The sequence below is a fragment of the Marinobacter sp. genome (assembly GCF_965229985.1).
GTDB lineage: Bacteria > Pseudomonadota > Gammaproteobacteria > Pseudomonadales > Oleiphilaceae > Marinobacter.
In genome coordinates, this window is the sequence record NZ_OZ245935.1 from 4,371,289 (window position 1) to 4,397,565 (window position 26,277).

Here is a 26,277-nt window from a genome sequence, read left to right on the forward strand (position 1 = left end):
TTAGCAGATGCTGAAACTATCCAACGCTGTTGAACTTGCCGACTGGGAAATCGAACTCACCCAGATCCGCGCCCAGGGTGCCGGTGGCCAGAACGTGAATAAAGTCGCCTCGGCCGTGCACTTGCGCTTCGATATCCCGAACTCCTCGTTGCCGCCTTTTTACAAGGAACGGCTGATGTCGCTCAATGACCAGCGCATCAGCAAGGAGGGCGTGCTGATCATCAAGGCGCAATCCTTTCGCACCCTGGAACTGAACAAGGAAGACGCCCTGGAGCGGTTGAAAGAGCTGATCCAGGAGGCTGTAAAGCCCCGCAAGGCACGCCGGCCCACCAAGCCGACCCGCTCCTCCCAGCGTAAGCGGGTGGACAAGAAAACCAAAAAGGGCAAAACCAAGGCGTTGCGCGGAAAGGTTCAGGTTTAAGCCGAAGCCTGTGCGTCGCCTTGAGACCCCAGTTGCTCCAGGAACGCCTTGATGTCGTCGAAGGCCTCTTCCGCCTCCGGAAGCAAGGGCACGAATATCTGCCATACGTGCACCATGCCGTGCCACGTGTGCAGGGTCACCGGAGAGCCTGCGGCTTCGGCCCGTGCTGCGTAACGCCGGGCGTTGTCCAGCAACATCTCGGTATCACTGGCGTGAATCAAAGTCGGCGGCAGGTGTTTCAGGTCGCCTCGAAGTGGTGAGGCAACAGGGCTGGTAGGAGAAACCCGAAACGCTGCCAGTGTTGCCCACCAGATGACTGGCAGGGGGATTTTTGATAACCCGCCAAAAGCCGGCCCCAGCAGGGGATCGGTACCAATGTTGTTACGATTGCTCGGGGCAGTCAGAGTCAGATCGGTTGATGGCGAGAAGGCAATCGCCGCATCCGCCTGGCGCAGACCGTTATCCCGAATCCAGGCAATCAAAGCCAGAGTGTGACTGCCCCCGGCAGAATCCCCGGCGACCACCATGAAATCTACCGGCTCGGCACCGTCGGGCCCTTGTTTCAGTAGCCATTTATAAGCCTCGCGACAATCCCGGACACCGTCCATGAACCGGTTCTCCGGCATCAGCCGGTAATCCACCGCAAACACTGCGGCACGGGTTATCTGCGATAACCGGTCGGTAATGGCCCGATGGCTTCTGGGGCTGCCAGCCGCCCAGGCGCCGCCGTGAATGTACAGGATGCGGCGGCGGGTATCGCAGCCCGGGGCGAGAACCCATTCACCGCGTGGCGAGTCGCAATGGCGCAGCTCAGAGGCCAGCTCAACGCCTTCACTGAGCCTGTCCATGTGTTTGCGCAGTGCCATCAGCCGCGCCTTGCCGCGGAGGCCTTTCGAGGATTGCCCCAGTTCGCGGATGCGCCCCAGCACTTCCCGGTTGGCTTCGCTGGGTGTTGCGTCCTGTACCGGGTAGTCATTCCGGTCCAGATGGGACAGATCCTCAAGCCGGAACAGAATCAGTGTTGCGGCAACAATAAACACGATGATGGCAAGAATAATCCAGAGCATGGGTCTTCCGTATGTTATTGGCCCCACCGGGCAGGTCGAACTATCCTTCAGATGATACTCGCAGATTTGTCCCGGTTTTGCCCGGAACGGTCACAGAAGGAGTCGCGTGTTGCAAATTGCCTATCGGGCGCGAGACATTACCGAGGCCCATATTGTGGCTGGTCTGTTGGAAGCCAACGGTATTGAAGCCCATGTCGGTGGCCATTATCTCCAGGGTGCCTTGGGTGAGATCGGTGCTGCGGGTTTCACCAACGTTCATGTTGATGACGAGGATCTCTACCGGGCGCGGCAACTGGTGTCAGAGTATGAAGAGACGTCAGGCGGCAGTGCCAGCCGCGCTGCCAGTGATGAGGAGGACCGCCCTGACCACTACGCCCGCTGGTTTCTGCTGGCCCTGGCCATCATCGCTCTCATCCTCCTGCAGATCTACTGACTGATCGATCTGGTGTCAGCGGGCGTAGCCCTGGTCACAATTTCCAAGTAACAGGAGAAAAATTCTATGGCAGATCAACCTGTAATGCTGATCACCGGCGCGTCATCGGGTATTGGCGCAGAGACAGCGCGAGCGGCGGCGAAACAGGGCTATCGGCTGGTTCTGGCCGCGCGTTCCGAAGACAAGCTAAAAGGCCTGCAACAGGAGCTGGGTGGCGAAGAAAAGGTATTGACGGTCCAGTGCGATGTCCAGAGTGGCGATGACCAGAAGAACATGGTCGATCAGGCACTGAAGACCTTCGGTCGCATTGATGCGGTGTTTGCCAATGCCGGTCGCGGTGGTGAACCGGGCGGCTTCAGCGGCGCCGACCCCGAGGTCTGGAAGGATATGATTCTTACCAATATCTACGGTGTCGGCCTTACCCTTCAACACTGCATGCCAGCGCTCAGAGAGAGCAAGGGCCACTTGCTACTGACTGGCTCTGCGGCAGGCCGCGCCACCATCCCCGGTTCCATGTACAGTGCGACCAAGTGGGCGGTAACCGCCATTGGCTATGGTGTTCGTGAGGAGGTTCGTGGCTCTGGTATCCGCGTTACCCTGATCGAGCCGGGCATGGTGGACACGCCCTTCTTCGATGAACGTCCTGGCCATGCACTGAAGCCGGAAGACATTGCCAATGCGGTCATGTATGCCGTGGCGCAGCCGGCACATGTGGATGTAAATGAAATTCTTGTCCGGCCCACACCCAAGGTTGAGTAAGCCGGTATGCCCCGGCTTTTCTTCGGACTGGAGCTTCCGCCTGAGATCAAGGACCGGTTGCTGAAGCTCCGGTCCGTGGTGCCGGGCGCAAAATGGCAGGGCGCGGAGCAATTGCACATCACCCTCCTGTTTCTGGGGGCGGTGAGCAAGGAAGATCTTGAAGCCCTGGCCGGTTCAGCCCGCAGCATCACATCACAGCCCTTCCTGCTCGACGTTGCCGGCGTAGGTTGTTTCGGTCAGCCCCAGAGACCTAAGAATCTGTGGGCTGGTGTTCAGCCGGAGGCGCCAGTCGCTGCTCTTAACAAGAGTCTCAGGGCGCGGATGGAGAAATTCGGATTTGGTGCCGAAAGTCGGGTCTTTCGCCCGCATATCACCCTGGCTCGTTTCAAACGCCAGGCGGGCTCGGTTGAACCTTTGTTGGTTGAATATGGAAACTCTGGGTTCGGCCAGTTCCAGGTTACTGAATTTGTCCTTTTCGAAAGCAAACCTGGCCCCGCCGGTTCCGTGTATTCCGTGATTGAGCGCTTCCCCCTGCAAGGCGCCGATTAGCGGATTTGTCTTGACGAAACACCGTCAGCCCACCAAAGATGGAACCAAATCAACGCCTTTCCTGAGGTGTCTATGTGTCCCCCGTTTTCCGATCCTGATCAGCGTCTGTACGTCCGCAATGCCACGCTCGCGGATATCCCCGGCATTATCCAGCTCAGCCGCCGCGTTTACGAAGGCACTGGCATGTATGGCTATACCAAGGGGCCATTGACCGGGCAGATCAATACTTTTCCCGATGGCCAGTTTGTCGCCATGCTGGGTGAAACGGTGGTGGGTTACTGTGCCACCTTCCGGATTGCTGAAGAGATCGCTTTGTCCGCCCACGACTGGACCTCTATTACCGGTAACGGCTACGCATCGCGCCATGATCCGGAGGGTGACTGGCTTTACGGGATGGAGGTGTGTGTTGATCCGGAATGCCGCGGCTATCGCATCGGGGAGCGGCTTTACAACGAGCGCAAGCAGTTATGCCAGGCTCTGGATCTGCAGGGCGTGGTATTCGCCGGGCGCTTGCCGAGCCTGCGCCAGCGGCTGAAGAAATTCACCAGCGTTGAAGAATACGTCGAAGCCATCCGGAGCAAGGAACAGAAGGACCCGGTGCTGTCCTTCCAGCTGCATCAGGGTTTCGAGGTGCACGGCATCATTCCGCATTACCTGGACGCCGACCACGATTCCATGGGCTACGGCATTCATCTGATCTGGCGAAATCCGAAAGTACCCCAATCCGAGAAAAACGGGCGCAGGAAACGCTATGGTCAGCGCATGCGCGATACCGTGCGAATCGGCACGGTTCAGTACCAGCAACGCCCGGTAGGTTCTTTTGACGAATTCAGCGAGATCGTCCGCTATTTCGTGGATGTTGTATCCACCTACAAAGGCGATTTTGTGGTGTTTCCGGAGCTGTTCACCCTGCAGTTGCTTTCCATTGAAGCCCGCAAGGGCAGCCCCGCCGAGACCTTCGCCGCAGTCACCCATTACGCGGAGCGCTATCGCGAACTGATGCGGGATCTGGCGCTGCGCCACAACATCAATATTGTGGCCGGCTCAACGCCCGTCCGTGAGGAAGACGGCACCATCCGGAACATGGCGTATGTGTTTCTGAGGGATGGCCAGGTATTCAGTCAGCCCAAGATCCATCCAACGCCCAACGAGGCGTTCTGGTGGAACGTTCAGGGCGGCAACCGGGTAAGCGCCATCGAGACCGACTGCGGCACCATCGGTGTGCTGATCTGTTATGACGCGGAGTTCCCGGAATTGACCCGCCACCTGGTGGACCAGGGTGTGCATATCATCTTTGTGCCTTTCTGCACCGATGAGCGGCAAAGCTACCTGCGAGTTCGCTATTGTTGCCAGGCCAGAGCTGTGGAGAATCAGGTTTACGTGGTGATGTCCGGCAACGTTGGCAACCTGCCGAATGTGCCGAACATGGAAATCCAGTATGGCCAGAGCTGCATTCTGACGCCGTGCGACTTTCCCTTTGCCCGGGATGGCATTGCCGCCGACACGGAACCCAACGTGGAGACCGTTGCCTTTGCGGATCTCCGTCCGGAAGTGCTGATCACGGCTCGCAACAGTGGTACCGTAAAAAACCTGCAGGACCGCCGGCACGATTTGTACAGCGTGACCTGGCGTGGTGAGTGAACTGAGTCGACAGGAGTGTCGTTTTGCCCGGTAAAGGGTCTGCACAGCCCGAACGCATTGGCCGCGGGTTTCTCTGGGCCGGTGCCCTGGCACTGGTGGCCTGGCCTCTGGCGGTCGCAGGCTGGTCTTTCGCCATTGAACAGGGCTCGATGGGCATGGCATTGCCGGATATCCGGTCCGGTGGTTGGGAAGTCACCGGAAGCCAGGCTGATATCCGGCCCTCTGTGACCGCCAATAGTGACTCCGCGACCATCGAATTTGCCCCTTCCTCCCTGATTGTGACGGATTATCTGGCGTACACCGGCGCGAAGCAGCCCTTGAAGCTCAACACGCTGCGGACTGACCTCAGCAATTCCACCGTTACCTTCGACTACGGCGCGTCGGGCTCCTGGGCAGAACGCATGGCGATTGATGGCGATATCGCCGTTGCTGCCAATCGTGTGGAGCATCCGATCCTGGTGCCGCAGGCCTGGAATTTCGAGGGCAGGGCAGCTGGCCGTCTGGCTGATCTCAGGGTCCAGGGAACGCTGGTTTCTGCGTCCGGCCTCACGGCCGATCTCGACATCCAGCTTGATCCCGATGGTGGTGTTTCGGTTGCCATCGAGTCTGTTATCGACGGTAAACAGGGCGTTCGGGCCCTGGCAGAAACCCTGGCCGGCTGGCCGGATCTTCTGACAGTCGATTCCGGCAATGCCCGTTTGTTGGTGGAGTTCTCTACCGGCAAGGACGGTGAGCTTGAAGCCAGTGGCATTGCTCAACTGCAGGATGTTGGTGGTGTTTTCAATCGCACTGCGGTGTCCGGGCTCAGCGGTCGGGTGCGGGGATCGCTGGAAAATTCACAGATGACGGCCAGTTTCAGGGATATGACCGTTGGCGAGATCAATCCCGGTATTCCGGTCAGCTCGGTTCGTTTCTCCGGGGATTACAATGCGCCGGTGACTGAACTGCTGGCGGGCACCCTGGAGGTTCAGCAGGCCAGAGCCCGGTTCCTGGAAGGTGCACTCAGGATTCCACCAGCCGTTTACGGGCTGGAAGGTGGCTCTGGCCGCATCCCTGTGGACGTTGAGGGCATCTCCCTTGGCCGGCTGATGGCGGTGTACCCGGCGGAGGGGCTCTCAGGGAGCGGGCTTCTTCGCGGGCGAATCCCTCTGGGTATCAGCAGCGATGGCGTTCAGGTAAGCCAGGGAAGTGTCTCGGCGATCGATCCGGGGGGACGCTTACAGCTACCGGCGGAGAAGCTCCAGGCGATGCTCGGTGGCAACCAGGCCATGGACGTTGTGGTTCAGGCGTTGCAAAACTTTCACTATTCAGTGCTTAACAGCACGATAGACTACGATGAACAGGGTAAGTTAACCCTTGGCCTCCGACTTGAGGGCAAGAACCCGGAGCTCAGGGGTGGGCAGCCGGTCGTGCTCAATGTCAATCTTGAGGAAGACATTCCCGCGCTGCTTACCAGTCTGCAGTTGAGTGGCAGGGTTAATGAAGCCGTTACCAAACGTGTCCGGGAGTTGCTGCAGGAATCCGGTGAGGAGACAGCACCATGAGAAAACCGTTGCGGCCTCGGTGGCCTGAAAGGCCGCCTTTGGCAAGAATACTGATGATACTGATGCTGCCGCTGGCAATGGCTGCCTGCACACCGACAGTGCAGATGGCGGCACCGAAGGAGCCGATTACGGTCAACCTGAACGTGAAAATCCAGCACGAAATCTACGTGAAAGTGGATAAGGAAGTGGACGACCTGTTCAGCGAGCAGGGTCTGTTCTGACTGGGTCCGGAAAGTTTAAGGGGTTGAAGATGAAACGATTTATGCAGATGTTTGCGCTGGTTCTGGCGTTTGGTATCAGTGCCTCTGTGCTTGCCATGGGGCTGGACGAGGCCAAACAGAAACTGGACTCGGTCAAGCAGCAGGGATTGGTCGGGGAAACACCGACAGGCTATCTGGACGTGGTGCGTGCCGAAGGGCAGGCGAAGGAAGTGGTGGAAGCTATTAACAGCGCACGTCGGGATGAGTACAAGCGTATCGCCGAGAAACACAACATTCCGGTCACCCAGGTCGAGACCGTTGCGGGCAAGAAAGCCATCGAGAAAACACCAGCAGGCCAGTGGGTACAAATCGACGGCAAGTGGGTGAAAAAGTAGGCCGAGGCATAGGGCCTAAGCCCCGGTTACCGTTTAACGCTCTTCTGTCTTGGCTTGCCGCCTTTGGGCCGTTTGCCCGAGGCAGGCTTTTTGCCAGGCGCGGGCCTGCCTTTCGGGCCGGGCCGCCGAGTACCGCCTGGTTTGCCTGGTGCGGATGGGGAGCCAGACTTGCGATTGGGCTGTGATTTGGCCTTCGCTCCCGGCTTCTTTTTTGCTGGCTTGCCAGAGCTGGGCGGTGCTTCGGAAGACGAATCCCGGATGGCATCGAACAGCCCGGCCAGCTCTTTCTCGCTCAGGTCCCGCCACTGGCCTACCGCAAGCCCTTTCAGGCTCACGTTCATGATCCGGATCCGTTCCAGTTTGGTAACCTCGTAGCCAAAATACTCGCACATCCGGCGAATCTGGCGATTGAGGCCCTGAACCAGGGTGATCCGGAAGACGAACCGGGACTCCCGGGACACCTTGCACTTTTTCGTCACCGTACCAAGGATCGGAACGCCGTTGGCCATCCCCTCGATAAATTCCCCGGTTACCGGTTTGTCGACCGTAACCAGGTATTCCTTTTCGTGGTTGTTGCCCGCCCGCAGGATCTTGTTGACCAGATCGCCGTTGCTGGTCATGAAAATGAGGCCCTGGGAGTCCTTGTCCAGGCGTCCGATCGGGAAGATACGTTCACTGTGGCCGACAAAGCGCTGGATATTGTGTTTCTCCGCGCTGTCCGTGGTGCTGACAATCCCTACCGGCTTGTTCAGTGCAATGAACACGAGATCTTCTTCAGCCCGTGGCTCGATCACCTGGCCGTTCACCTTGACCGTGTCACCCGGAAGCACCTGGTCGCCCACGGTTGCTCGTTTGCCGTTGATGTAGACGTTGCCTTGCTCGATATAGCGATCGGCCTCCCGGCGGGAGCACATGCCGCTTTCGCTGATGTATTTGTTGAGCCGGGTGGAATTGCCAGTGGTCATCGGGTGTCCGGTTGCCAGTGAGAATGACGGGCATCATATCAGTCTGGAACCCCGGTCGCAGCAGGGGTGGTTCTTTCCGGGCGTCTCTGCCATTCTTTGCGCCTATCCTTAAAACCAACAAACCCTGAGCCGCCATGGAAAAGACACGCATCACCATTGTTGCCGTTACGTGCATTGCCCTGTTCTTCCTGACCAACTACCTGTTCCGGTATCTGATCGGATTTACCGGGTTGCTGGCCTCATTGGTCATTGCGGCCCTGATTGCCGTCTACATGAGCTTCTCAATCGCACGGACCCTTGAGCGTTTGCCGATGCCGGAGGAGCGTTCACGGGCGTTGTGGATCTATGGCGGTTTTCTGGGTGCCCTGTTCGTCGCTTTCGGTGCCTGGATGTTCCTGGATGCCGGTATGGATGCCGTCACCCTCGCCACCCTGTTTGTTCACTATCTGCCCTACCCGGCACTTGCTCATGCCCTGCTGTCGGATAAGGCCGTCGGGATGTTCCTGAAGCAGGATCGTCCTGGCGGGTAAATTGTTATAGTATAACATTCTGGATTCTCAAAGGAGTGCCTTCGGCGCCATGACGCAACCTATTCCTACCAGCCTTATTCTTGGTTTTCTGGGTGTTGGTAAAACTACCGCCATTCTGGATCTTCTGAAAAGCAAACCGGAAAACGAGGTCTGGGCGGTTCTGGTCAACGAGTTCGGCGAGGTGGGCATTGATGGCGCCATGCTGCAGACGGAAGGCGCCTTCATCAAGGAAATACCCGGCGGCTGCATGTGCTGCGTTGCCGGCCTGCCGATGCAGATAGGGCTGAACCAGCTGATTCACAAGGCAAAGCCGGATCGGCTGCTGATTGAACCGACCGGGCTCGGTCACCCCTCGCAGATTCTGGAAACCCTGACCAGCGAGCACTACCGCGATGTGCTCACCATGGGCCCGGTGATCTGCCTGGTGGACCCCCGGAGGCTCGAAGAGCCGAAGGTGCTCGGCAATGTCCAGTTCCGGGATCAGGTGGCGGCGGCGGATATTCTCGTTGCCAACAAGACCGATCTTTGCACGCCAGAGCAATTGAATCATTTTGATGAGTGGTCGGCACAGCTGGAGCCCGCCAAGCGCGCGATCCACCACACGCGGTTCGGACAGCTTGCACCGGGATGGCTGGACGGCCAGTCAGATGCGCTGCCGGTGACCGATCCGCATGCTCACCATCACCACCATCAAAAGACCGCATCCTCGGCACCCGCCATAGATGACGAGCCCTGGCAGCAGATCACCAATCAGGGACAGGGGCACTTCAGTGTCGGCTGGCGGATCCATCCGGAACTGATCCTGGACGAGAACGCGTTGCTGGTGATGGCCATGGATTCGGCTTTTGTTCGCTTCAAGGCGGTCGTTAACACCGTGGACGGCTGGCGGGCGCTCAATGTGGTTGATGGCGCCCTGACCGTTATTCAGGGTGAGCCGCAAGCTTATAGCCGGGCGGAGATCATAGCGACCGATCAGATTGACGCCCGGGAACTCGATGCCCGCATGAGGGCGGCCGCGGGACTTGATCCGAGGTGAAAGAGTGAGTCTTTGTCCGGTGTGCGAGCAGGGCAGTCTCTCGGAGTTCCGGGTAGTGAAGGCCCAGCGCTACCTTCGATGTGATGTTTGCGAGGCCACGGTGATGGATGCGTCCTGCCGGTTGTCGCCTGAGCAAGAGCAGGAAATCTATCAACTTCACGACAACGACCCGTCTGATCCGGGGTACCGGAAATTTCTCTCGAAACTGACGGAACCTCTTCTTGAGCGTCTGCCATCGGGCGCCAGCGGACTGGATTTTGGATGCGGCCCCGGCCCGGCACTGGCGCAGATGCTTGAGACGGAAGGCATGGCAGTCAGTCTCTACGATCCCTACTTTTATCCCTCAGCAGTGGCCCTCAATCAAACCTACGATTTCATAACCTGTACCGAAGTGGTGGAGCATCTTTACGCGCCCGCCGGGGTTTTCAGGGACCTTGATCGAATGCTCAGGCCCGGGGGCTGGCTGGGCGTGATGACCTGCTTCCAGACCGACGATGACCGGTTCGACAACTGGCATTATCGCCGTGACCCGACCCATGTGGTCTTCTACCGGGAATCCACCTTCAAGCTGCTTGCCAACCGGTTCGGCTGGCAACTGGAGATACCGAGAAAGGATGTGGCTCTATTCCGGAAGCCAGCCTAGGGCTCTTTCCGCGAGCACTCTGGTAGTGCAGGGCAGTGTTCTGCGGAGGTGGCGCCGTCATGATCCAGCAATTCCGACTGACCGAAACGATCCGGTGCCAGAGAGGCCGCACAGCTTGCAGCCTGCTTTGCTGCGCTGGCACAGCCGCTTGCCTGCAATGCGAAAGCAAGGTTGTTCCAGCCCTCGGCAAATTCCGGAAAACGTTTTACCGTGCGCAGGAAATGCTCCTTTGCTTCGCTGTGGCGGCCCAGCTGCCAGGCAAGGTTGCCTCTGGCCATGGTGGCGGCCGGTTGGTCTGGCCAGGTGGTCTCGGCCGTCTCATAGGCAATGCCAGCGGCGGTGGTTCGGCCGGTTGTCTCAAGGTCATGAGCCGACTTGAGAAAACGGAGTGGTTTTGCGGTGGCAGGGACCTGGTCCGGGGGGAGAATGGTAACGGCCCAGTTGTCTGCCCGACCCCAGGTATTGCGGAACACCTCCAGGTCAATGGCCTCACGCTTGCGGGTATCGGTATGGAGTATCAGGTCTCGTTCCCCGGAGTCATAGCCGATGACAACCGCAAAGTGCCACTGGGGCCACCAGCCAAACCTCAGGTTCTGCATCACCAGCACCGGGTTGCCCGAGGCAACCTCGCCAAGCACGCTTTCAAGTTCTTTCTCCAGAGGGTAAACCAGCATGCCGTGGGCCCGGGCGGCGGCCACCATTTCGACCTGCAGCGATCCCTCACGGCTGGGAATGTAAACGAGCTCTTTCAGGATTTCAGGGTCGGTCTGAAACCCCTGGCTGTTTAGCATCATGGCCAGAGAGGCCGGTCCGCATTGGTATCGTTCCTGGGGATAAAAAGGCACGTCGTCCAGAATGACCCGATCGGGAGTGGAGGGTTGGTCAGTTTCCCGAACGGGCCATTCAGGGGTGCTTGCGCAGCCAGCCAGCAGGCTGACCAGTAACAACACGGTCAGCCTGCCGGGCATGGCTATTGGGGTGGAAAACAGGACTGTCACTGCCCGCCGCTAGCGGATGCAGTTCACGAACGGGAAGATGTTCGTGGCACAAAGCATATCGGTGATAATGAATACCAGCAGGAACAACACGATGATGCCGACCACATCCTGCCCTGCAGGGGCTTCGGCGAGCTGACGTTCAAAATCGGCCAGTTCCGCGGGCGTGAGGTTCTGGATGCGCTCCTTGACCTGATCCTGGCTGACTCCCAGGTCTGCCAGCTTGGCCTGGACATCCTGCCTGTCGAGCATGCCGATCAGCTCCTGTCGATCCAGCTGAACCTGTTGTTGCCCGATCATCTCGCCGGTTCCAACCATGCCGGCGGTTGCGCTGGCTGACCATACGGAACCAAGTGCCATCATCATGGCCATGAAAAAAGAAACGTACCTCAGGTGCTTGCGAATGCCTGACATGGTTCACTCCTGTTGTTGGCTACTTCCGGTGTAGCTGATGTGTTCAGTCACGTTGCATTACCCCGACGATAGAACAACCTGTTGCGTTCCCTCAACATACAAAATGTTCAGGAACCACGCACTTCAAGCTTTCGCTCGGGCCAGTGAAGTATAGCCGAGCGTGTGACCATTCTGGTCGCTAGTTCAGGAAAGGCCTCCCGGATAACGGTGGCGCCGAAGTTTGCCAGAAACGCAGATTTCAATTCCGCCCTGGCCTTCTGGGTGCCCGGTTCCTGGTAGGGCGCAGAGCACAGCAGCAGGAAACCGTCGTCCGGAATCCGGCCGCTGTCCATATTCTTCTTGATAATCCCCGCGGCCTGGCGGATGGGGTGTGACAGATCCGGGCTGTAAGGGCCAATGATCAGTGCGACGTTCGGCGCGTGCAGGAAATCAAAGCCCCTGCCGAGGCAGATTACCCACTCCCGGTGCTCTATGTTCAGTTCCCTATCAAACTGTCGAATCTCATTGATGTGCCGGATGTTGCCCTCAACCAGGGGCAGCAGGTCGCGTTGCACCGGCTCCGGCATATCCGGACAAAGGGCTGCGATTTCGGCGGTCATGTCCCCCAGCCTGGATACTGGGACGGTGGACAGGTCCAGTGTTTGCTCTGGGCTTCCGTGGAGAACCAATGCATCCTCATCACTCTCGAAGCCACACACCAGCGGATAGACCGTTCGGTGGCCGGTGCCAAAAAGTTTCTCAACTTGACTCCTGATCTGGAAGGCATGATTCATGGCCGCTTCACGGTCACAGTCGAAGCCGGCACAGCCCCTCTCCCGGGAGCCTTTTGAGTAGTGGTAGGTGATGATGATCAGTACCCGCCGGCCCTGGTTTACCGCCTGCTGGACCGTATCGGCCAGCATGTCGCCAAGGTAGGGCCAGCCCAGTTCAAAGATCCCGCCAAGGTTCCGGAACGGATGAATGACGCCAAGGGGTGTCTGGGTTACGTAGGGCAGGTGAATGCGGCCGTCCATGCACTTCATGGCAATGATTTGAGTATTGTGCTCTGCCAAATAGCGCTGCCGTGCCAGATGGTTTTCCGGGCTGCAGAAGCTGGCTGAGTGGGCCCGGCTGAGCTCCATCAGCCAGTCGATTCGCTCCGAAATAGGGCGGGCATGGACGGGTGTTGTCATGGCTTTGTCCTGTTATGTTCAGAAGGTCGACAGGCCGGTGGCCTCCATAATCCGGTAGCGCCAGTAGCGAAGTCTGGATTCGTCGGCCCAACGCTCGTAGGGCAGGCTCATCACCGGATCGTCGCCAGGGCCTTTTTGCCATTGCTCGTTAAAGAATCTCCGGGCCCCGTTGGCAACCGGCGACTGCTCCGGCACGGATACCCAGACATCGGTTTCGAGATTCAGGTCATCAAGATTGCGTCGGGTAAAATTCGCCGAACCCAACAGCAGCTCCGTCGCCCCGTTTCCTTTCACCAGCATCAACAGCTTACTGTGACATTGCTCGCCCAGGGTATTACACCAACGGACGGAAATGCCTGCACGGACCAGTTCCATAGCGACCTGGCGGTTCGGAATGCCACTCTTCTGATGGCCGAAGGCTTCGTTGTTGGCATCAAGCAAAACCCGCAGCTCCACACCCCGTTTGGCCGCGCCTATCAAGGCTTCGACAATATCGCGATGTGAGAGATAAAACATGGCCATGTCCAGATGATCACCGGCCGAGGCCTCTTGAATCATGGACAGAGCTTGATCCCGGATTTCCGATTCGGTCAGCACTGCCACCAGGGGGATTTCGGAGTTCTGCGGTTCTCCAGTGACATCGGGAGCCATGCTGATTCGCTCATCAATGGGCGTGGTGTCCGCTTCGGACATGGCCAGAACGGCGCGCTCGCTTTTCAGCAGATCAATCACCGCAGGCCCCTTGAAACTCAACCCCAGATTGCTGTGCCGGCTGCTGCCGTCGTGAGGATTGGCCGAGGTGACAATGGCTCTCAAGGAACCTCCCTCATCCGCGATTACAAGCTTGCGGTGGTTGGCCTTGAAGTTCAGCAGGGCAAGATAGCTTCGAATGGTAACGGGCTTGGTGCCCAGGGCGTTGTCCAGCCAGCCTCCGTCCTGATTGTTGCCGAACCACTGACAACACAGCCGCCAGATTGAAGACCAGGTGGGATTACTGTCCCGTAGCGGGCGGAGTGCCGTCTCCACAACCGGAATGCCCCCATCGCGCAGGGCTTCAAACCAGGGCGAGGTCGTGCCGCCATACATGGTGTTCAGGGGGTCGGAGATAACCGTAATGGATAGCTCAGGTTTCTCGGCTTTCCTCGCCAGCAGGGCTTCTGTGAGCTGTTGAGCCAGAGGGCGGTGGGCTACATCCTCCGGTTTGGTGCTGTTGAATAGAAACATGTCGATCAGAATGAACTCGTTGGCCTGTCCGATGAGCCGGAATACCTCGTCGAAGATTTCATGGTCTCGCTCTTCCCGGCCGTCCTGATAGTGACGGGTGACGTCTGTCAGCAGGACGGGTTCCTCCAACGGCACCGCGGTCCCCCGATAGCTGATGCCTGGCGGCAGTGGCTTTTGAGTATGGTAAAGGCCGATGCCGGCCAGGGTTAGCAACAGCAGGAGAATCAGTAACTTCAGTGTCATGTGTGTATTTCCATCATCCCTGAGGTAAACGACGGCATAACTATACGTGACCTCTCTCTCAGGTAAACAAACACTTACAAAAAACACCCCAGCCGTTGTATCGAAGTTCCGCCACGCTTTCTAAACTAGTCAGATCAACCATTTATAACAAAGTTGCCTGTGAACGCCATACTCTCTTTCATACCGCGCCTGTTCAGTCTGCGGGCCGTTATTCTGGTTCTGGCTGTTGTGTTTGCCCTCATGGGGGACCAGCTTGCCCTCGTTGGCTGGGCTGACCGTGCGCTATTCAGCATTCTCGGCGTGCCAGAGGGCGCTACCCCGGCCACGATTGTCCCGCAGGAGGCATTCGGGCCGGCCATGGCTGATCGGGGGCTTTCGGAACCACTCTGGTCTGACATGGCAGTGACCGCTGGGCTGGCAATTGCGGCACTGTATCTGGTGCTTGCAATTCCGGCGATGGGCGCAGCCGTTTCTCTGCCTGTCACTCTTTTGCTTGGTGGCTCGCTCGTGGTGATCCAGGCGGCTTTGATGTTCTACCGCAATGCCTGGGTGCCGTTTGGCGTGGTGCTCACGTTGCTGGTGGTCGGTTACGTGGTGATGCTGTTCTGGCTGCAGCCCCGCAAACACATCCGTGCCCTGACCGACAATGTGCGCGATGCGCGGCTGAAGCTGGCCAAGGTATTTCTGCAGCAAGGTCATACAGACGAGGCCCTCGAAGCGCTGGATCGCTGCCCCGACTGTGAGAGCGAGATCGAGCTGCGCTACGACGTCGCCATCCAGCAGGAGCGCAAGCGCCAGTACGACAAGGCGGTCAGCACCTACCGCAGTATTCAGGAGCGAAAGAAAGGTTTTCGGGATACCGCCGCAAGGCTGTCGGCACTGGAGAAGCTCGCACCGGATAACTCGTTGATGCAGGGAGGGAGTTTTGACAATACCCGCACCCTGTTGATGCCGGAACCCTCAGTGAGCCGCCCGACTCTCGGACGATACGAGATCGAGAGGGAGATTGGCCGAGGTGCCATGGGCGTGGTCTATCTGGGCAAGGACCCGAAGATTGCCCGTACCGTTGCCATCAAGACACTGAGCTACCAGGCGTTCGATGATGGCCAGCTTCAGGATCTCAAGGAGCGATTCTTCCGGGAGGCAGAAGCCGCTGGCCGCCTGAGCCACCCGGCTATCGTCACCGTGTATGACGTTGGCGAGGAGGCAGACCTCGCCTACATTGCCATGGACTATGCCAAGGGGCGTCCACTCAGTGAGTTCGGCAGAGCCGGCCGGTTACTGCCCCTGCCCAAAGTGCTGGATATCGTTGCCCGCGTGGCGGACGCCCTGGCCTACGCTCACAGCCAGAAAATCGTCCACCGCGACATCAAGCCCGGGAATATCATCTTCAATCCCGACAATGGCGATATAAAGATCACCGATTTCGGCATTGCCAAGATCTCAGATGACTCGCGAACCCGCACCGGCGCGGTAATGGGCAGCCCATTGTACATGTCGCCGGAGCAGTTGAAGGGTCAGAAGGTAACCGGTGCCTCCGATATCTACAGCCTGGGCGTTACGCTTTATAAGCTGGTGAGCGGCGAAACACCCTATCAGGGCGATACCCTGGCCAACCTGACCTACCAGATTCTCAACAAGCGACCGCGCAGCGTCCGTGAGTTCAACGCAGAACTGCCCAATGGTGTGGTCCGTCTGATCAACAAAGCCATCCAGCGCGAGCCGGACAAGCGATTTGCCAGCGCAGCCACCATGGCCGAGGCCGTGCGTCGTCTGGCCGTTCGCGAAGCTGGCCAGGAGGTGTCCTGATGCGATATCACGTTGCCGGCCAGAGTCACCGGGGAGCCGTCCGGGAGTCGAATCAGGACGTTGTCGACTGGCGGATCAATGAAGCCGGTGATCAGGTGCTACTGGTGGTTGCCGATGGCATGGGCGGTCATCAGGGGGGCGAGGTTGCCAGTCGTCTTGCGGTTGACGCCGTTATCGAGTCCCTGGAGCCGGAGATTGCCGCAGCGTCGACCGGAACTACAAATGATGCCATCCAGAAACGCCTGGAGCGGGCTTTTGCGTTGGCCAATGAGCGGATAGTAAGCCACCGTTCCGGGGATTCAAGACTTGAAAAGATGGGCACCACACTGGTGGTGGCCTGGGTGAGTGGCAACCAGGCGCATATTGCTCACATTGGCGATTCCCGGTGCTACAGCCTGCGTGGCAGCCAGGCGCTGTGTCTCACGCGGGACGATACCGTGGTCCAGAATATGCTGGAAGACGGCAGCATTACCAGGGCCGACGTGCCCAATGTACCGTTCCGGAATGTCCTGACCAGGGCCGTGGGAGTGGTGGAGCAGGCGGCCCCCAGTTATCGGCGTGAAACGCTTGATGAAGGAGATGTGCTGCTGCTGTGTTCCGATGGGTTAACTGATTCGGTTCCGGAATACCGGTGGCTTGAAATCCATAAGGAAAGTGACGGCATGGAGCGCACGGTTCAGGCACTGATTGATGCCGGCCTGGCAAACGAGGCCGGTGACAATGTGTCTGTGGTATTACTGACGTTGGAGTATTGAGGAAACTGACATGGCTTCGCTTTCGCAACTGGTGGATAACGTTGTTGTTAACACCTTTGAACTCGGCCGACCGGAAACGCGCATCGGTCGGCGCCCGGACAACGATATCCAGATTGATGAAATTTCTGTGAGCGGCCAGCACGCCCTGATAGAAGCGGTGCCCAATGCCTATCTGGAAGGTACGGTGGATTACTACATTACCGACAGCAACAGCACCAATGGCACTTTTGTGAACGAATTGCGGGTTGCTGACCGCCAGCGTCTTAACAGCAACGACATGGTGCGCATTGGCTGGAACGAGTTCCGCTTCATTGATGAAGAAGAGCAAGCACTGGAAAAAACCGCCTACATCCTCGACTGACAGGAACGAACGGCCCCCGTTTTACCGGATCCGATCCTGGACAAACCTGCTGAAACGGGGGAGCAGTGAAGACGCATCCGGCGCTGGCCTCACGGCGGCGATCAGGGCCTCCGCATCGAGCCCTTCGCGGAGCAGATCGGGGGCCTGTACTTTCAGGTAGGCGCTCATGATGGTGTCCGTGAATTCCGGATGGAACTGTACGCCCCAGGCGCAGGGGCCAATTCTGAAAGCCTGATGGGGCTCGAACTGGTTGCGTCCCAGCAACACCGCACCTTCAGGCAGGCGTAACACTGATTGCCGGTGTGTCAGCTGGGCCGGGAATTTTTCCGGTAGCTCCCGGAAAAGGGCATCCGAGGCGGCCTCGGGAAGGAGCTCAACCTCGTGGGTGCCGGTTTCCCGGCCATTCGGATGGTAACCCGCTTCCCCGCCCAGTGCGTGGGCCAGTAACTGGTGGCCATAGCAGACGCCGAGCACAGGAATTTCGCTTCTGACTGCTTTGGCGAGCCAGCGCCCCGCGTTCTCGCTCCATTCGGCCTTATCGCTCACCATGGCAGGAGAGCCAGTCACCACGATGCCGTCCCAGTCTTCCGGATTCCCGGGCAGTTCACCGGCCTCGGCATCGGCAACGGTAATATCCAGCTCGTCTGACAACCCGCGCAGGAACCACTCGTCAAAATCGCCAAACCTTGCCCGAATGTCTGGGTAGGTGGTGCCTGTTTTAAGGACCACCACGCGCGCCTTGCGGTTTGTGGGAGCGTTCTGTTGCATGGTGTTATCTTCCTGCAAGGCCGGCGGCCCGGGTTGTTTACTGCTCTGGCAGTTCGGCGTTGTGGAACACGTTCTGAACGTCGTCCAGTTCGTTCAGCATGTCGAGGAATTTCTCGAACATGGGGATGTCGTCGCCTTCCACCAGTGTGGTGGTTTTGGGCAGGAACTGGATTTCATCCACTTCAAAATCGATGTCTTCGATTGCGTCCACAAGTGCCTGGCGAGCCTTGGCGTATTCGGTGTTCGGTGTGAACACGGTAATCAGGCCATCTTCGTTCTCGATGTCGGTTACGTCGACATCCGCTTCCATCAGCGCCTCGAGTACGGCTTCTTCATCCTCGCCCTTGAACGCAAAAATAGCGCTGTGGTCGAACATGTGAGACACGGCTCCGGGCGTGCCGATCTTGCACTTGGTCTTGGTGAAGGCCAGGCGCACATCGCCGAACGTACGGTTCGGGTTATCGGTCAGGCAGTCCACGATCACCATGCAGTTACCTGGTCCGTAGCCTTCGTAGCGAGCCGCAGCATAGTCTTCGCCAGCGCCACCCTTAGCCTTGTCGATGGCTTTTTCGATGACGTGAGAGGGTACCTGATCTTTCTTGGCCCGCTCGATCAGTCCGCGCAGGGACAGGTTGGCCTGGGGATCGGGGCCTCCCGACTTGGCGCTCATGTAAATCTCGCGGCCGTACTTGCTGTAGACCTTGGTTTTCGCCGCAGCCGTCTTGGCCATGGATTCTTTGCGGTTCTGGTAGGCTCTGCCCATCTGCGCTGCCTCTAGGTTCTCTGGAAAAGGCCGGATTTTACTCAACATTGCCGGTTTGGGACAGGCTTATTTGGTCCCTGTTCCGGGATGGTTTTCACGATCCGCCAATACCAAGGTGCTAGCAGGACGGCACTTTTGATGCACAGACCTATCGGCAAGCCACTGCTAGCGTGAGAGAACAACTGACAGGCGTCGGGGAGCAGAATGCAAAGACAAAGCGCAACGCAGACAATGGTTCGGATGCTGGTTCTGTGCCTGATCTTTTCATGCTCGTTCGCGAGTGCCGGGGATAACGAGAGCGGCGATCAGGACCAGGTGGCACGGGACATGATCCGGGTTCTCAACGCTTATGTCGTTTACAAGATGGGGCAATATGAATCGGCCTTCGAGAAGTATCTGGAGCTGGCAGAGGAGGGTAGCCGCCAGGGCATGCTGAATGTGGCCAACATGTATGCCCAGGGGCAGGGGGTTGAGCAGAGCGATGACCAGGCCTTCTACTGGTATCGGCGCTCTGCCGAGGATGGGGATGTTATAAGTATGGTGGAAGTTGCACGGGCCTATGATTCCGGGCGTGGTGTTCAAAGGGATACCGCCAAAGCTTGGGAATGGTTGCTGCGGGCTGCAACGGCCGGTAGTGAAGATGCCCAGTGGGAAATTGGCAGGCGACTGTATGATCAGGGTAACCGGCCTGACGGATTTTGCTGGATCAGACTGGCGGCTGTGGAAGGCGGTCAGCCTGCAGCGCAGCAGTTTCTTTCAGAATTAAAAGAGGAGGAGCCGTCCGCACGACCCCGCATCAGTGAAACGTGTCCGCAAGATTAAAGACTCGTCACATTGTTGTCGGGGAGCATGGAAATTGATCTCTGACAGGTTTCTCTCAGTCAACAAGGGAGTATGCTGGAATCATAGATCAGGGATGCCTGTAAAGGTGTCGACTGTTTTCTATAGGGCAGTTCCTGAAGCCGGGGATGGTCGGGCTGATGATGGAGGCTACTTCAATGAAACAGATCGTGATCTATTCTGCAGCGCTTGCACTGGCGCTGACGTTACCGCTCTCAACTACCTTTGCTGCTGACCAGGACCAGGATCGTGACCAGACGCAATTGCAGGACCAAACGCGGCAAAAGGACCGTGACGGTTATCCAATTACCGGTTACGACATGATGACCGATCAGGAGCGAAAGCAATTTCAGGACCAGATGCGTTCCATGGATTCCATGGCAGAGCGCCAGGCCTACCGTGAGCAACATCATGAGAGAATGATGGAACGAGCCCGCGCCCAAGGCATTGATGTTGAAAATCTGCCCCCCACCGCAGCGGGTCGTCCCGATGATAAGGGTATGATGGACGAGGATAAGATGGGGTCCGAAGGCATGGGCAGTGGCGGCATGGGTGGTGGAAGCCACGGTGGCGGCCAGGGAGGTAGCAAATAGAACTGGCTCCTCCTATCCTCCGGTCCTGCCCTCTGCAGGATAGGATTTGAAACACAGAAGCGGCAGCCGTGAGGCTGCTGCTTCTGTTGGTGTTAAACGTAGTCTACCGGCCGTCGGTAGCTGTCCTGTGTAACCAGATCAATCCCGCAATCCATCTCGCTCACCCAGTTCAGGAAACGATCCACCATAACGGGGCCCTCAAAGCGCTTTCCATGCTGAGGGACGATCATGGCTACGTCCATATCGCGAATCATGTTCGCCCACAGCTGACACACCTTCTTTGATGCGATATATCGGCGGTGGAAGCCAATCATGCTCGGTATGTGCTTGTCGAAATCCTTAACGGGCAGGTGATCGTCTTCGCCACCCATGGAGGCTCCAAGGTCACCGGAGAACAGAATTTTGGAGACGGGGTCATAGAACTGCAGGTTGCCCACTGAATGCATGAAGTGGGCCGGGATGCACTGCAGATAGGACTCGCCAAACTTCACGTTGGCACCGGCATCCGGAATGCTGATGATGCGATCGTACACGCTGCCGCTGAGCTGGTTGGTCACATAGCTGGAAACAAGGTGCGGAAGGAAGCGGGCCCAGAGTTTTGAGGTGACGATTTTGGCACGGGTATGAACGATCCAGCGGTCGATGGCGCCGATAATGTCAGGGTCCTGGTGAGAGGCGAACACGTAGTCCATGTCCCGGATGTTCATGTAGCGTGATGCCGCCACAGACAGCGGGGTATAAGTGAGGTCTCCGCCCGGGTCGATCAGTGCCTCGTGTTTGCCGTCGACAATCAGGAACTGGTTGGACTGGACGCCCTCGCCGGTTACCAGGGAATCGAACATCAGGCATTTGTGGTGTCCGTTATCGAACAGGACAATAGGCTCGGCTGCCATTTCGGTCTCCCGCAGAATACAGTTTGATCCGGCCGGAATGGCCGGATATTGCAAGCTGCGCGGAGATTACAAAATTGACAAAAGCTAACTCTTGCCTCAGGTCAATTCTCTGATATTCCTCAAGTAACGATTTGTTGTTACCGACTTTCAGGCCAGCTGAGGTACCCGTTTGATTCCGCGGCGAATACCCTGTTCAAGGGCGCTGCTGACGACCTTCCCGGTGAACGGTACGATGTCTTCAAAGCTGATGGTGTAGTTCACCCGGGTATGGCCCTCCGGTGTGTCCTCGAAACGGATTCTCCCCAGATGGTTGCGGATAGGGCTCATGCTGGTGATGGTGTATTCGATCAATGAATCCGGCTCGAAGCTGGTCACCGTTTCTTCCAGGCCGACAGGCCCGATGCCGATCTTGCGAACGGAGCCGATGCCGTTGGGATCAGCCTGATCGCTGTCCTTGATTCGTTTGACCGGGGCTCCCAGCAGTTTTCCGAAACGGTAGTGGTCGGCGAACAGGGCAAAGACCCGTCGTCGCGGGACATCAAAGGTTTCATCGATTTCAATGGTGTACATGGCCATGGGCTCACTCTTTTTGTCAGTCGATACCCCCAGCCTAACCCCTTGGCTCCTACAACAAAAGTCGTAGAAAGCGGCAGGTCGTAATCTGGCCTCCGGCGACGGGTCAGTGCCGTGCGGTATGCCGGTAGTCCCGGGGTGATTGGCCCATTACCTTTTTGAAAAGCCGGGAAAAATAGTAGGCGTCGTCGTAGCCCAGCCGTCGGCTGATGTCCGCAAAGCTCAGGCTGCTGGTATCCAGCATCTGGCAGGCCCGCTCTACCTTGAGGTGCAGGAAGTGCTGGATCGGGGAGGTGCCTGTCTGTTCCCGATAGCGGGTGGCAAAATGAGCGGGAGACAGGCCGGCAAGATCAGCGAGTTGCTCCAGGCTGATACGCTCATCCAGATGTTCCCTCATATAGTTGTGGATGGTTTCCAGTTCTGCCTGCCGTTTGTGCCCGGTCTCGTCTGCGTTGATCGGAACCGCCGCCAACAGTTGCCGAAGCCTGTTGGCCGCGTGAATCAGGCCGCGGGCCCGGAAGCCGGTCTGTCGCACCGATAGCAGACCGTTGAAGTCAACCAGCAGCCGGGGTTGCCGGCCCAGGTGGCGAATGCGGGTCGGGCCATCAAACCCCATATATTTTCTGAAATCCTCCGCCAGCGGCCCTGTGTAGTGCACCCAGTGGATGGTCCAGGGGTTGTCCGGATCGGCGGTATAGCGGTGGTTGGCACCGGCCGGCAGAAGCAGCAGGTCGCCAGCCTCCACCGTATAGGGCTCGCCGCCAACGTTCAGGAAGGCTCGCCCCTCCGTGCAGTAGATCAAAAGATTGTCGTGATGGTGCTCCCGGTGCATATGGTGCCCCACGGCGCGGCGGTAGTGGCCGAACGCCAGGGGGTACAGGTCCCGGGTGAGTGGATGGCTCGCGAGTAGTCTGATGATCGGCTCAGGCACCACATAGCGAATGCTGTCTTTGGGCACCGGCCACTGTGAGGTTTGAGTCATTTCTGATCTTGTTTGGTTGAGCTTTATCGAAAGATAGTCCATCACGGGCGAAATTTAGTCAATCACCCCTTGGTCGATCCCGTGCTAGCCTTTGGTTAAACGTGGCCGCAACCCTATGGTTCCGGCCGGCTTCCCGCACAACAACAAACAGGGACATCAACATGAAAAATGTACCGCTGTATCTCGCAGGTGAGTTTGTCGATAGCCAAACCAGTGAATGGATCGACGTCACCAACCCCGCCACCAACGAAGTGATTGCCAAGGCGCCGTGCACCACCAATGCGGAAATGCGCAAGGCCATCGAAAGCGCCGGCGAAATGTTCAAGACCTGGAAGGAAGTGCCTGTTTCAGAGCGCGCTCGGGTCATGCTTCGTTACCAGGCTCTGCTGAAAGAGCATCACGATGAGATCGCCGAAATCCTGGCCCAGGAAACCGGCAAGACCTTTGACGACGCCAAAGGTGATGTCTGGCGTGGCATTGAAGTGGTCGAGCACGCTGCCAACGTTGCCTCCATGATGATGGGCGAGACCGTTGAAAACGTGGCCCGTGAAGTGGACACCCATTCCTGGATCCAGCCGCTGGGCGTGTGCGCGGGTATCACCCCGTTCAACTTCCCGGCCATGATTCCGCTGTGGATGTTCCCCATGGCCATTGCCTGCGGTAACACCTTTATCCTGAAGCCGTCCGAGCAGGATCCGCTGACGCCTATGCGCCTTGCGGAGCTGTTCGAGGAAGCTGGTGCGCCGAAGGGCGTCCTACAGGTGGTTCACGGCGGCAAGGAGCAGGTTGATGTGCTGCTGACCGATCCCGCCATCAAGGCCGTTTCTTTTGTAGGTTCTGTACCGGTAGGCCGTTACATCTACGAAACCGGCACTCGCAACATGAAGCGTGTACAGAGCTTCGCTGGCGCCAAGAACCACATGGTTATCCTGCCGGATGCTGACAAGCAACAGGTGATCAATGCCCTGGTCGGCGCCTCCGTGGGTGCGGCTGGTCAGCGCTGCATGGCTATTTCTGTCGCCGTTTTTGTAGGCGAAGCCCAGCAGTGGATTCCCGAGCTGAAAGAAGCCATGGCGAAAGTACGCCCTGGTGCGTGGAACGATTCCGGTGCCAGCTACGGCCCGATCATCTCCGCCAAGGCGAAAGACCGTATTGAATCTCTTATTGCGACTGGCGAAGCCCAGGGCGCCAAGCTGCTGCTGGACGGCCGTGGTTGCACGGTAGACGGTTTGCCGGACGGCAACTGGGTTGGCCCGACGCTGTTCTCCGGTGTGACCACCGAAATGGACATCTATAACGAAGAGATCTTTGGTCCGGTGCTGTCCTGCGTGGAAACCGACACGCTCGGCGATGCCATCGAACTGGTCAACAAGAGCCCATACGGCAACGGTGTCTCCATCTTCACCAGTTCCGGTGGTGCAGCGCGTCGCTTCCAGCACGAGATCGACGTAGGCCAGGTGGGTGTGAACATTCCCATTCCTGTGCCTCTGCCGTTCTTCTCGTTCACCGGCTGGAAGGGCTCCTTCTACGGTGATCAGCATGCCTACGGCAAGCAGGCGGTTCGCTTCTACACTGAGACCAAAACGGTTACCTCCCGCTGGTTCTCCAGTGAAGCAACCAGCACCGAAGCGAACTTCTCTATCCAGTTGCGTTAATTGCGTTGAAGGTGGGGTATTTGGGCCGGAACCCGTTTCCGGCCCCTTGTTTTCCCCGTCCAATGCCAAGCCCTATCTATCTGGAGCGTAACGATGGACTTTAACCTCTCCGAAGATCAGCTGGCGTTTCGCGATGCGGCGCGGGCGTTTGCGGAAAAATCCATGGCGCCTCACGCGGCTAAGTGGGATGACGAGCATATCTTTCCGGTCGATATGATGAAGGAAGCCGGCGAGATGGGCTTCATGGGTATGTACACCCCCGAAGCACTTGGCGGCATGGGTCTGTCCCGGCTCGACACCTCGGTCATCGTGGAAGAACTCGCCGCTGCGTGTCCTTCCACCGCTGCGTTTATCACCATCCACAACATGGCTACCTGGATGGTGGCCAGCTTTGCCTCGGACGATCTCAAACAGGAAATCGTGCCAAAACTTGCCAGCGGCGAGTGGCTCGCCTCCTACTGCCTGACCGAGCCGGGTGCCGGCTCAGACGCGGCCAGCCTTCGTACCAGGGCCGAGCGCGATGGTGACAGCTATGTGATCAATGGCAGTAAGGTATTTATCTCTGGCGCTGGAGCGACCGACATTCTGGTTCTGATGGCGCGGACCGGAGCGCCGGATTCCGGTTACAAGGGTATTTCCACCTTTGTGATTCCGGCAGATGCCGATGGCGTTTCCTACGGCAAGAACGAAGAAAAAATGGGCTGGCACAGTCAGCCGACCCGGATGATCAGCCTCGAGAATGTGCGCATTCCAGCCAGCAACCGTGTCGGTGAAGAGGGCGATGGGTTTGCCATCGCCATGAAAGGCCTTGATGGCGGGCGGCTGAATATCGCCACCTGTTCCCTCGGCGGAGCGCAGGCGGCTCTGCTGCGGGCCCGTAATTACATGCACGAGCGCGAACAGTTTGGCAAACCGCTGGCGGCGTTCCAGGCTTTGCAGTTCAAGCTGGCCGATATGGCCACCAACCTGGTCGCAGCGCGGCAGATGGTTCGTCTGGGTGCCTTCAAACTCGACAATGCCGACCCGGAAGCGACATTGCATTGCGCCATGGCCAAGCGGTTCGCCACCGATGCCTGTTTTGAGGTGGTCAACGAGGCACTGCAGCTTCACGGCGGTTATGGCTACATTCGCGAATACCCGCTTGAGCGCTACCTGCGCGACCTGCGGGTGCACCAGATCCTGGAAGGCACCAACGAAATCATGCGTCTGATTGTTGCCCGTCGCCTGCTCGATGACGGCGTGGCTGAAGCGATTCAATAAGGAGATCCCCATGAGCGATCTTATCCAGCTCGAAAAACGCGGACACATCGCGGTATTGACCATCAACAATCCGCCGGCCAACACCTGGACCAAGGATTCACTGATTGACCTGACGAATATCGTCAAGGAGCTGAACGAAGACCGGAATATCTTTGCCCTGGTGATGACCGGGCAGGGTGAGAAGTTCTATTCCGCTGGTGCTGACCTGAAAACCTTCGCCGATGGCGATAAGGCCCGGGCCAATGAGATGGCTCAACTGTTTGGCGAGGCTTTCTCCACGCTGGGTCGCTTCCGGGGCGTGTCGATCGCCGCGGTTAACGGCTATGCGATGGGGGGCGGCCTGGAGTGCGCCATGGCCTGCGACATCCGCATTGCCGAAGAGCATGCTCAAATGGCGCTTCCTGAGGCCGGTGTTGGCCTGCTGCCCTGCGCCGGTGGTACCCAGAACCTGCCCTGGCTGGTAGGCGAGGGCTGGGCCAAGCGGATGATTCTTTGCGGAGAGCGGGTGAAAGCCGATACGGCATTGCGAATCGGCCTGGTTGAAGAGGTGGTGCCAACCGGACAGAGCCTTGATAAGGCGCTCGAACTGGCGGAAATGGCCTGCCAGCAGAGCCCGTCTTCCACTGCCCGTTGCAAGACCCTGGTGATGAGCGCCCGTGATGGACGCAGCCACGACGACGGCTGGCGCATGGAGCGGGAACTGTTTGTTGAGCTGTTCTCCACCGAAGACCAGAAAGAAGGCGTGAACGCGTTTCTCGACAAGCGTAAGCCGGAATGGAAAAACCGCTGAAGCC

The 26,277-nt window shown here is 58.1% G+C and carries 30 protein-coding genes; 19 read left to right on the forward strand and 11 right to left on the reverse strand.

Annotated elements, in window-relative coordinates:
* Positions 1-7 precede the first annotated feature (7 nt).
* A complete protein-coding gene (gene arfB / locus ACO06L_RS20115; protein ID WP_064227201.1) occupies positions 8-421 on the forward strand; it encodes an alternative ribosome rescue aminoacyl-tRNA hydrolase ArfB in 414 nt (137 codons plus the stop codon).
* Here the strand turns inward: arfB and ACO06L_RS20120 are convergent.
* A complete protein-coding gene (locus ACO06L_RS20120) occupies positions 418-1,488 on the reverse strand; it encodes an alpha/beta hydrolase (protein WP_202347180.1) in 1,071 nt (356 codons plus the stop codon). The two genes, arfB and ACO06L_RS20120, sit on opposite strands and share 4 nt — an antisense overlap.
* A 106-nt stretch (positions 1,489-1,594) precedes the next feature.
* On the opposite strand from ACO06L_RS20120, the gene ACO06L_RS20125 reads away from it, so the two are divergent.
* From ACO06L_RS20125 to ACO06L_RS20155, 7 genes are all read left to right on the forward strand, one after another.
* Entirely contained in the window at positions 1,595-1,921 is a 327-nt protein-coding gene (locus ACO06L_RS20125) for a DUF2007 domain-containing protein (protein WP_320407633.1), read from the forward strand.
* Positions 1,922-1,987: 66 nt separating this feature from the next.
* On the forward strand, positions 1,988-2,680 hold the full coding sequence (locus ACO06L_RS20130; RefSeq protein WP_202347182.1) for an SDR family oxidoreductase: 693 nt from the start codon (positions 1,988-1,990) through the stop codon (positions 2,678-2,680).
* 6 nt (positions 2,681-2,686) lie between these two features.
* The gene (thpR, locus tag ACO06L_RS20135) at positions 2,687-3,229 is read left to right on the forward strand and encodes an RNA 2',3'-cyclic phosphodiesterase (RefSeq protein ID WP_202347183.1); all 543 of its coding nucleotides are present in this window, start codon (positions 2,687-2,689) and stop codon (positions 3,227-3,229) included.
* Between the two features lie 72 nt (positions 3,230-3,301).
* Positions 3,302-4,870, forward strand: a complete 1,569-nt coding sequence (locus ACO06L_RS20140) for a bifunctional GNAT family N-acetyltransferase/carbon-nitrogen hydrolase family protein (protein WP_202347184.1) — start codon at positions 3,302-3,304, stop codon at positions 4,868-4,870.
* 23 nt (positions 4,871-4,893) lie between these two features.
* On the forward strand, positions 4,894-6,414 hold the full coding sequence (locus tag ACO06L_RS20145; RefSeq protein WP_227715885.1) for a YdbH domain-containing protein: 1,521 nt from the start codon (positions 4,894-4,896) through the stop codon (positions 6,412-6,414).
* Positions 6,411-6,635 (forward strand): YnbE family lipoprotein, encoded by a 225-nt coding sequence (locus ACO06L_RS20150; RefSeq protein WP_265103100.1) that lies wholly within the window; start codon positions 6,411-6,413, stop codon positions 6,633-6,635. Before ACO06L_RS20145 ends, ACO06L_RS20150 begins: the two co-directional genes overlap by 4 nt.
* A 29-nt stretch (positions 6,636-6,664) precedes the next feature.
* Positions 6,665-7,009 carry a YdbL family protein gene (locus ACO06L_RS20155; protein WP_202347185.1) on the forward strand — a complete coding sequence of 115 codons (345 nt, stop codon included), beginning with the start codon at positions 6,665-6,667 and terminating at the stop codon, positions 7,007-7,009.
* Positions 7,010-7,035: 26 nt separating this feature from the next.
* On the opposite strand, the gene rluF is transcribed toward ACO06L_RS20155, so the two are convergent.
* Positions 7,036-7,974: a 23S rRNA pseudouridine(2604) synthase RluF gene (gene rluF / locus ACO06L_RS20160; RefSeq protein WP_202347186.1), complete on the reverse strand. Its 939-nt coding sequence runs from the start codon at positions 7,972-7,974 to the stop codon at positions 7,036-7,038.
* A 134-nt stretch (positions 7,975-8,108) separates the two neighbouring features.
* On the opposite strand from rluF, the gene ACO06L_RS20165 reads away from it, so the two are divergent.
* From ACO06L_RS20165 to ACO06L_RS20175, 3 genes are all read left to right on the forward strand, one after another.
* On the forward strand, positions 8,109-8,504 hold the full coding sequence (locus ACO06L_RS20165) for a hypothetical protein (protein WP_202347187.1): 396 nt from the start codon (positions 8,109-8,111) through the stop codon (positions 8,502-8,504).
* 49 nt (positions 8,505-8,553) lie between these two features.
* Positions 8,554-9,540 (forward strand): CobW family GTP-binding protein, encoded by a 987-nt coding sequence (locus tag ACO06L_RS20170; RefSeq protein WP_202347188.1) that lies wholly within the window; start codon positions 8,554-8,556, stop codon positions 9,538-9,540.
* Between the two features lie 103 nt (positions 9,541-9,643).
* Entirely contained in the window at positions 9,644-10,183 is a 540-nt protein-coding gene (locus ACO06L_RS20175) for a class I SAM-dependent methyltransferase (RefSeq protein WP_227715909.1), read from the forward strand.
* Here ACO06L_RS20175 and ACO06L_RS20180 read toward each other — a convergent pair.
* The 4 genes from ACO06L_RS20180 to ACO06L_RS20195 form a co-directional block, all read right to left on the reverse strand.
* Positions 10,180-11,181 carry a PA2778 family cysteine peptidase gene (locus tag ACO06L_RS20180; RefSeq protein ID WP_320407634.1) on the reverse strand — a complete coding sequence of 334 codons (1,002 nt, stop codon included), beginning with the start codon at positions 11,179-11,181 and terminating at the stop codon, positions 10,180-10,182. The genes ACO06L_RS20175 and ACO06L_RS20180 overlap by 4 nt on opposite strands.
* A gap of 9 nt (positions 11,182-11,190) precedes the next feature.
* On the reverse strand, positions 11,191-11,592 hold the full coding sequence (locus tag ACO06L_RS20185; protein WP_064227213.1) for a PA2779 family protein: 402 nt from the start codon (positions 11,590-11,592) through the stop codon (positions 11,191-11,193).
* A 107-nt stretch (positions 11,593-11,699) separates the two neighbouring features.
* The gene (locus tag ACO06L_RS20190) at positions 11,700-12,764 is read right to left on the reverse strand and encodes a carboxysome shell carbonic anhydrase domain-containg protein (RefSeq protein WP_064227214.1); all 1,065 of its coding nucleotides are present in this window, start codon (positions 12,762-12,764) and stop codon (positions 11,700-11,702) included.
* An 18-nt stretch (positions 12,765-12,782) separates the two neighbouring features.
* Positions 12,783-14,231 carry a phospholipase D family protein gene (locus ACO06L_RS20195; RefSeq protein WP_202347189.1) on the reverse strand — a complete coding sequence of 483 codons (1,449 nt, stop codon included), beginning with the start codon at positions 14,229-14,231 and terminating at the stop codon, positions 12,783-12,785.
* A gap of 159 nt (positions 14,232-14,390) precedes the next feature.
* Between ACO06L_RS20195 and ACO06L_RS20200 the strand changes: the two genes are divergently transcribed.
* The 3 genes from ACO06L_RS20200 to ACO06L_RS20210 are packed head-to-tail and all read left to right on the forward strand — an operon-like array spanning position 14,391 to position 17,156.
* Complete coding sequence (locus ACO06L_RS20200) at positions 14,391-16,040, forward strand: serine/threonine-protein kinase (RefSeq protein ID WP_202347190.1); 1,650 nt, start codon at positions 14,391-14,393, stop codon at positions 16,038-16,040.
* Positions 16,040-16,795, forward strand: coding sequence for a protein phosphatase 2C domain-containing protein (locus ACO06L_RS20205; RefSeq protein WP_202347191.1), 756 nt, complete (start codon positions 16,040-16,042; stop codon positions 16,793-16,795). The genes ACO06L_RS20200 and ACO06L_RS20205 overlap by 1 nt, the downstream gene beginning before the upstream one ends.
* 10 nt (positions 16,796-16,805) lie before the next feature.
* Positions 16,806-17,156, forward strand: a complete 351-nt coding sequence (locus ACO06L_RS20210; RefSeq protein ID WP_064227218.1) for an FHA domain-containing protein — start codon at positions 16,806-16,808, stop codon at positions 17,154-17,156.
* Between the two features lie 21 nt (positions 17,157-17,177).
* On the opposite strand, the gene ACO06L_RS20215 is transcribed toward ACO06L_RS20210, so the two are convergent.
* Together ACO06L_RS20215 and ACO06L_RS20220 are read right to left on the reverse strand one after the other, a co-directional pair.
* Entirely contained in the window at positions 17,178-17,924 is a 747-nt protein-coding gene (locus ACO06L_RS20215) for a glutamine amidotransferase (protein WP_202347192.1), read from the reverse strand.
* A 37-nt stretch (positions 17,925-17,961) separates the two neighbouring features.
* Positions 17,962-18,687 carry a YebC/PmpR family DNA-binding transcriptional regulator gene (locus ACO06L_RS20220; RefSeq protein WP_202347193.1) on the reverse strand — a complete coding sequence of 242 codons (726 nt, stop codon included), beginning with the start codon at positions 18,685-18,687 and terminating at the stop codon, positions 17,962-17,964.
* A gap of 204 nt (positions 18,688-18,891) precedes the next feature.
* On the opposite strand from ACO06L_RS20220, the gene ACO06L_RS20225 reads away from it, so the two are divergent.
* Both ACO06L_RS20225 and ACO06L_RS20230 read left to right on the forward strand, forming a co-directional pair.
* Complete coding sequence (locus tag ACO06L_RS20225; RefSeq protein WP_227715886.1) at positions 18,892-19,509, forward strand: tetratricopeptide repeat protein; 618 nt, start codon at positions 18,892-18,894, stop codon at positions 19,507-19,509.
* Between the two features lie 176 nt (positions 19,510-19,685).
* Positions 19,686-20,120, forward strand: coding sequence for a hypothetical protein (locus ACO06L_RS20230; RefSeq protein WP_202347194.1), 435 nt, complete (start codon positions 19,686-19,688; stop codon positions 20,118-20,120).
* A gap of 92 nt (positions 20,121-20,212) precedes the next feature.
* On the opposite strand, the gene ACO06L_RS20235 is transcribed toward ACO06L_RS20230, so the two are convergent.
* From ACO06L_RS20235 to ACO06L_RS20245, 3 genes are all read right to left on the reverse strand, one after another.
* Positions 20,213-21,013: an MBL fold metallo-hydrolase gene (locus ACO06L_RS20235; protein WP_202347195.1), complete on the reverse strand. Its 801-nt coding sequence runs from the start codon at positions 21,011-21,013 to the stop codon at positions 20,213-20,215.
* 147 nt (positions 21,014-21,160) lie between these two features.
* Positions 21,161-21,589, reverse strand: a complete 429-nt coding sequence (locus ACO06L_RS20240; RefSeq protein ID WP_064227222.1) for an SRPBCC family protein — start codon at positions 21,587-21,589, stop codon at positions 21,161-21,163.
* Between the two features lie 103 nt (positions 21,590-21,692).
* Positions 21,693-22,568 carry an AraC family transcriptional regulator gene (locus ACO06L_RS20245; RefSeq protein WP_202347196.1) on the reverse strand — a complete coding sequence of 292 codons (876 nt, stop codon included), beginning with the start codon at positions 22,566-22,568 and terminating at the stop codon, positions 21,693-21,695.
* A gap of 161 nt (positions 22,569-22,729) precedes the next feature.
* Here ACO06L_RS20245 and ACO06L_RS20250 point away from each other — a divergent pair, with 161 nt between their 5' ends.
* The 3 genes from ACO06L_RS20250 to ACO06L_RS20260 all read left to right on the forward strand — a co-directional run bounded on the left by ACO06L_RS20250 (position 22,730) and on the right by ACO06L_RS20260 (position 26,273).
* On the forward strand, positions 22,730-24,223 hold the full coding sequence (locus tag ACO06L_RS20250; RefSeq protein WP_064227224.1) for a CoA-acylating methylmalonate-semialdehyde dehydrogenase: 1,494 nt from the start codon (positions 22,730-22,732) through the stop codon (positions 24,221-24,223).
* A gap of 93 nt (positions 24,224-24,316) precedes the next feature.
* Positions 24,317-25,483 carry an acyl-CoA dehydrogenase family protein gene (locus ACO06L_RS20255; protein ID WP_064227225.1) on the forward strand — a complete coding sequence of 389 codons (1,167 nt, stop codon included), beginning with the start codon at positions 24,317-24,319 and terminating at the stop codon, positions 25,481-25,483.
* A gap of 10 nt (positions 25,484-25,493) precedes the next feature.
* Complete coding sequence (locus ACO06L_RS20260) at positions 25,494-26,273, forward strand: enoyl-CoA hydratase (protein ID WP_202347197.1); 780 nt, start codon at positions 25,494-25,496, stop codon at positions 26,271-26,273.
* The last annotated feature ends 4 nt before the right edge of the window (positions 26,274-26,277 follow it).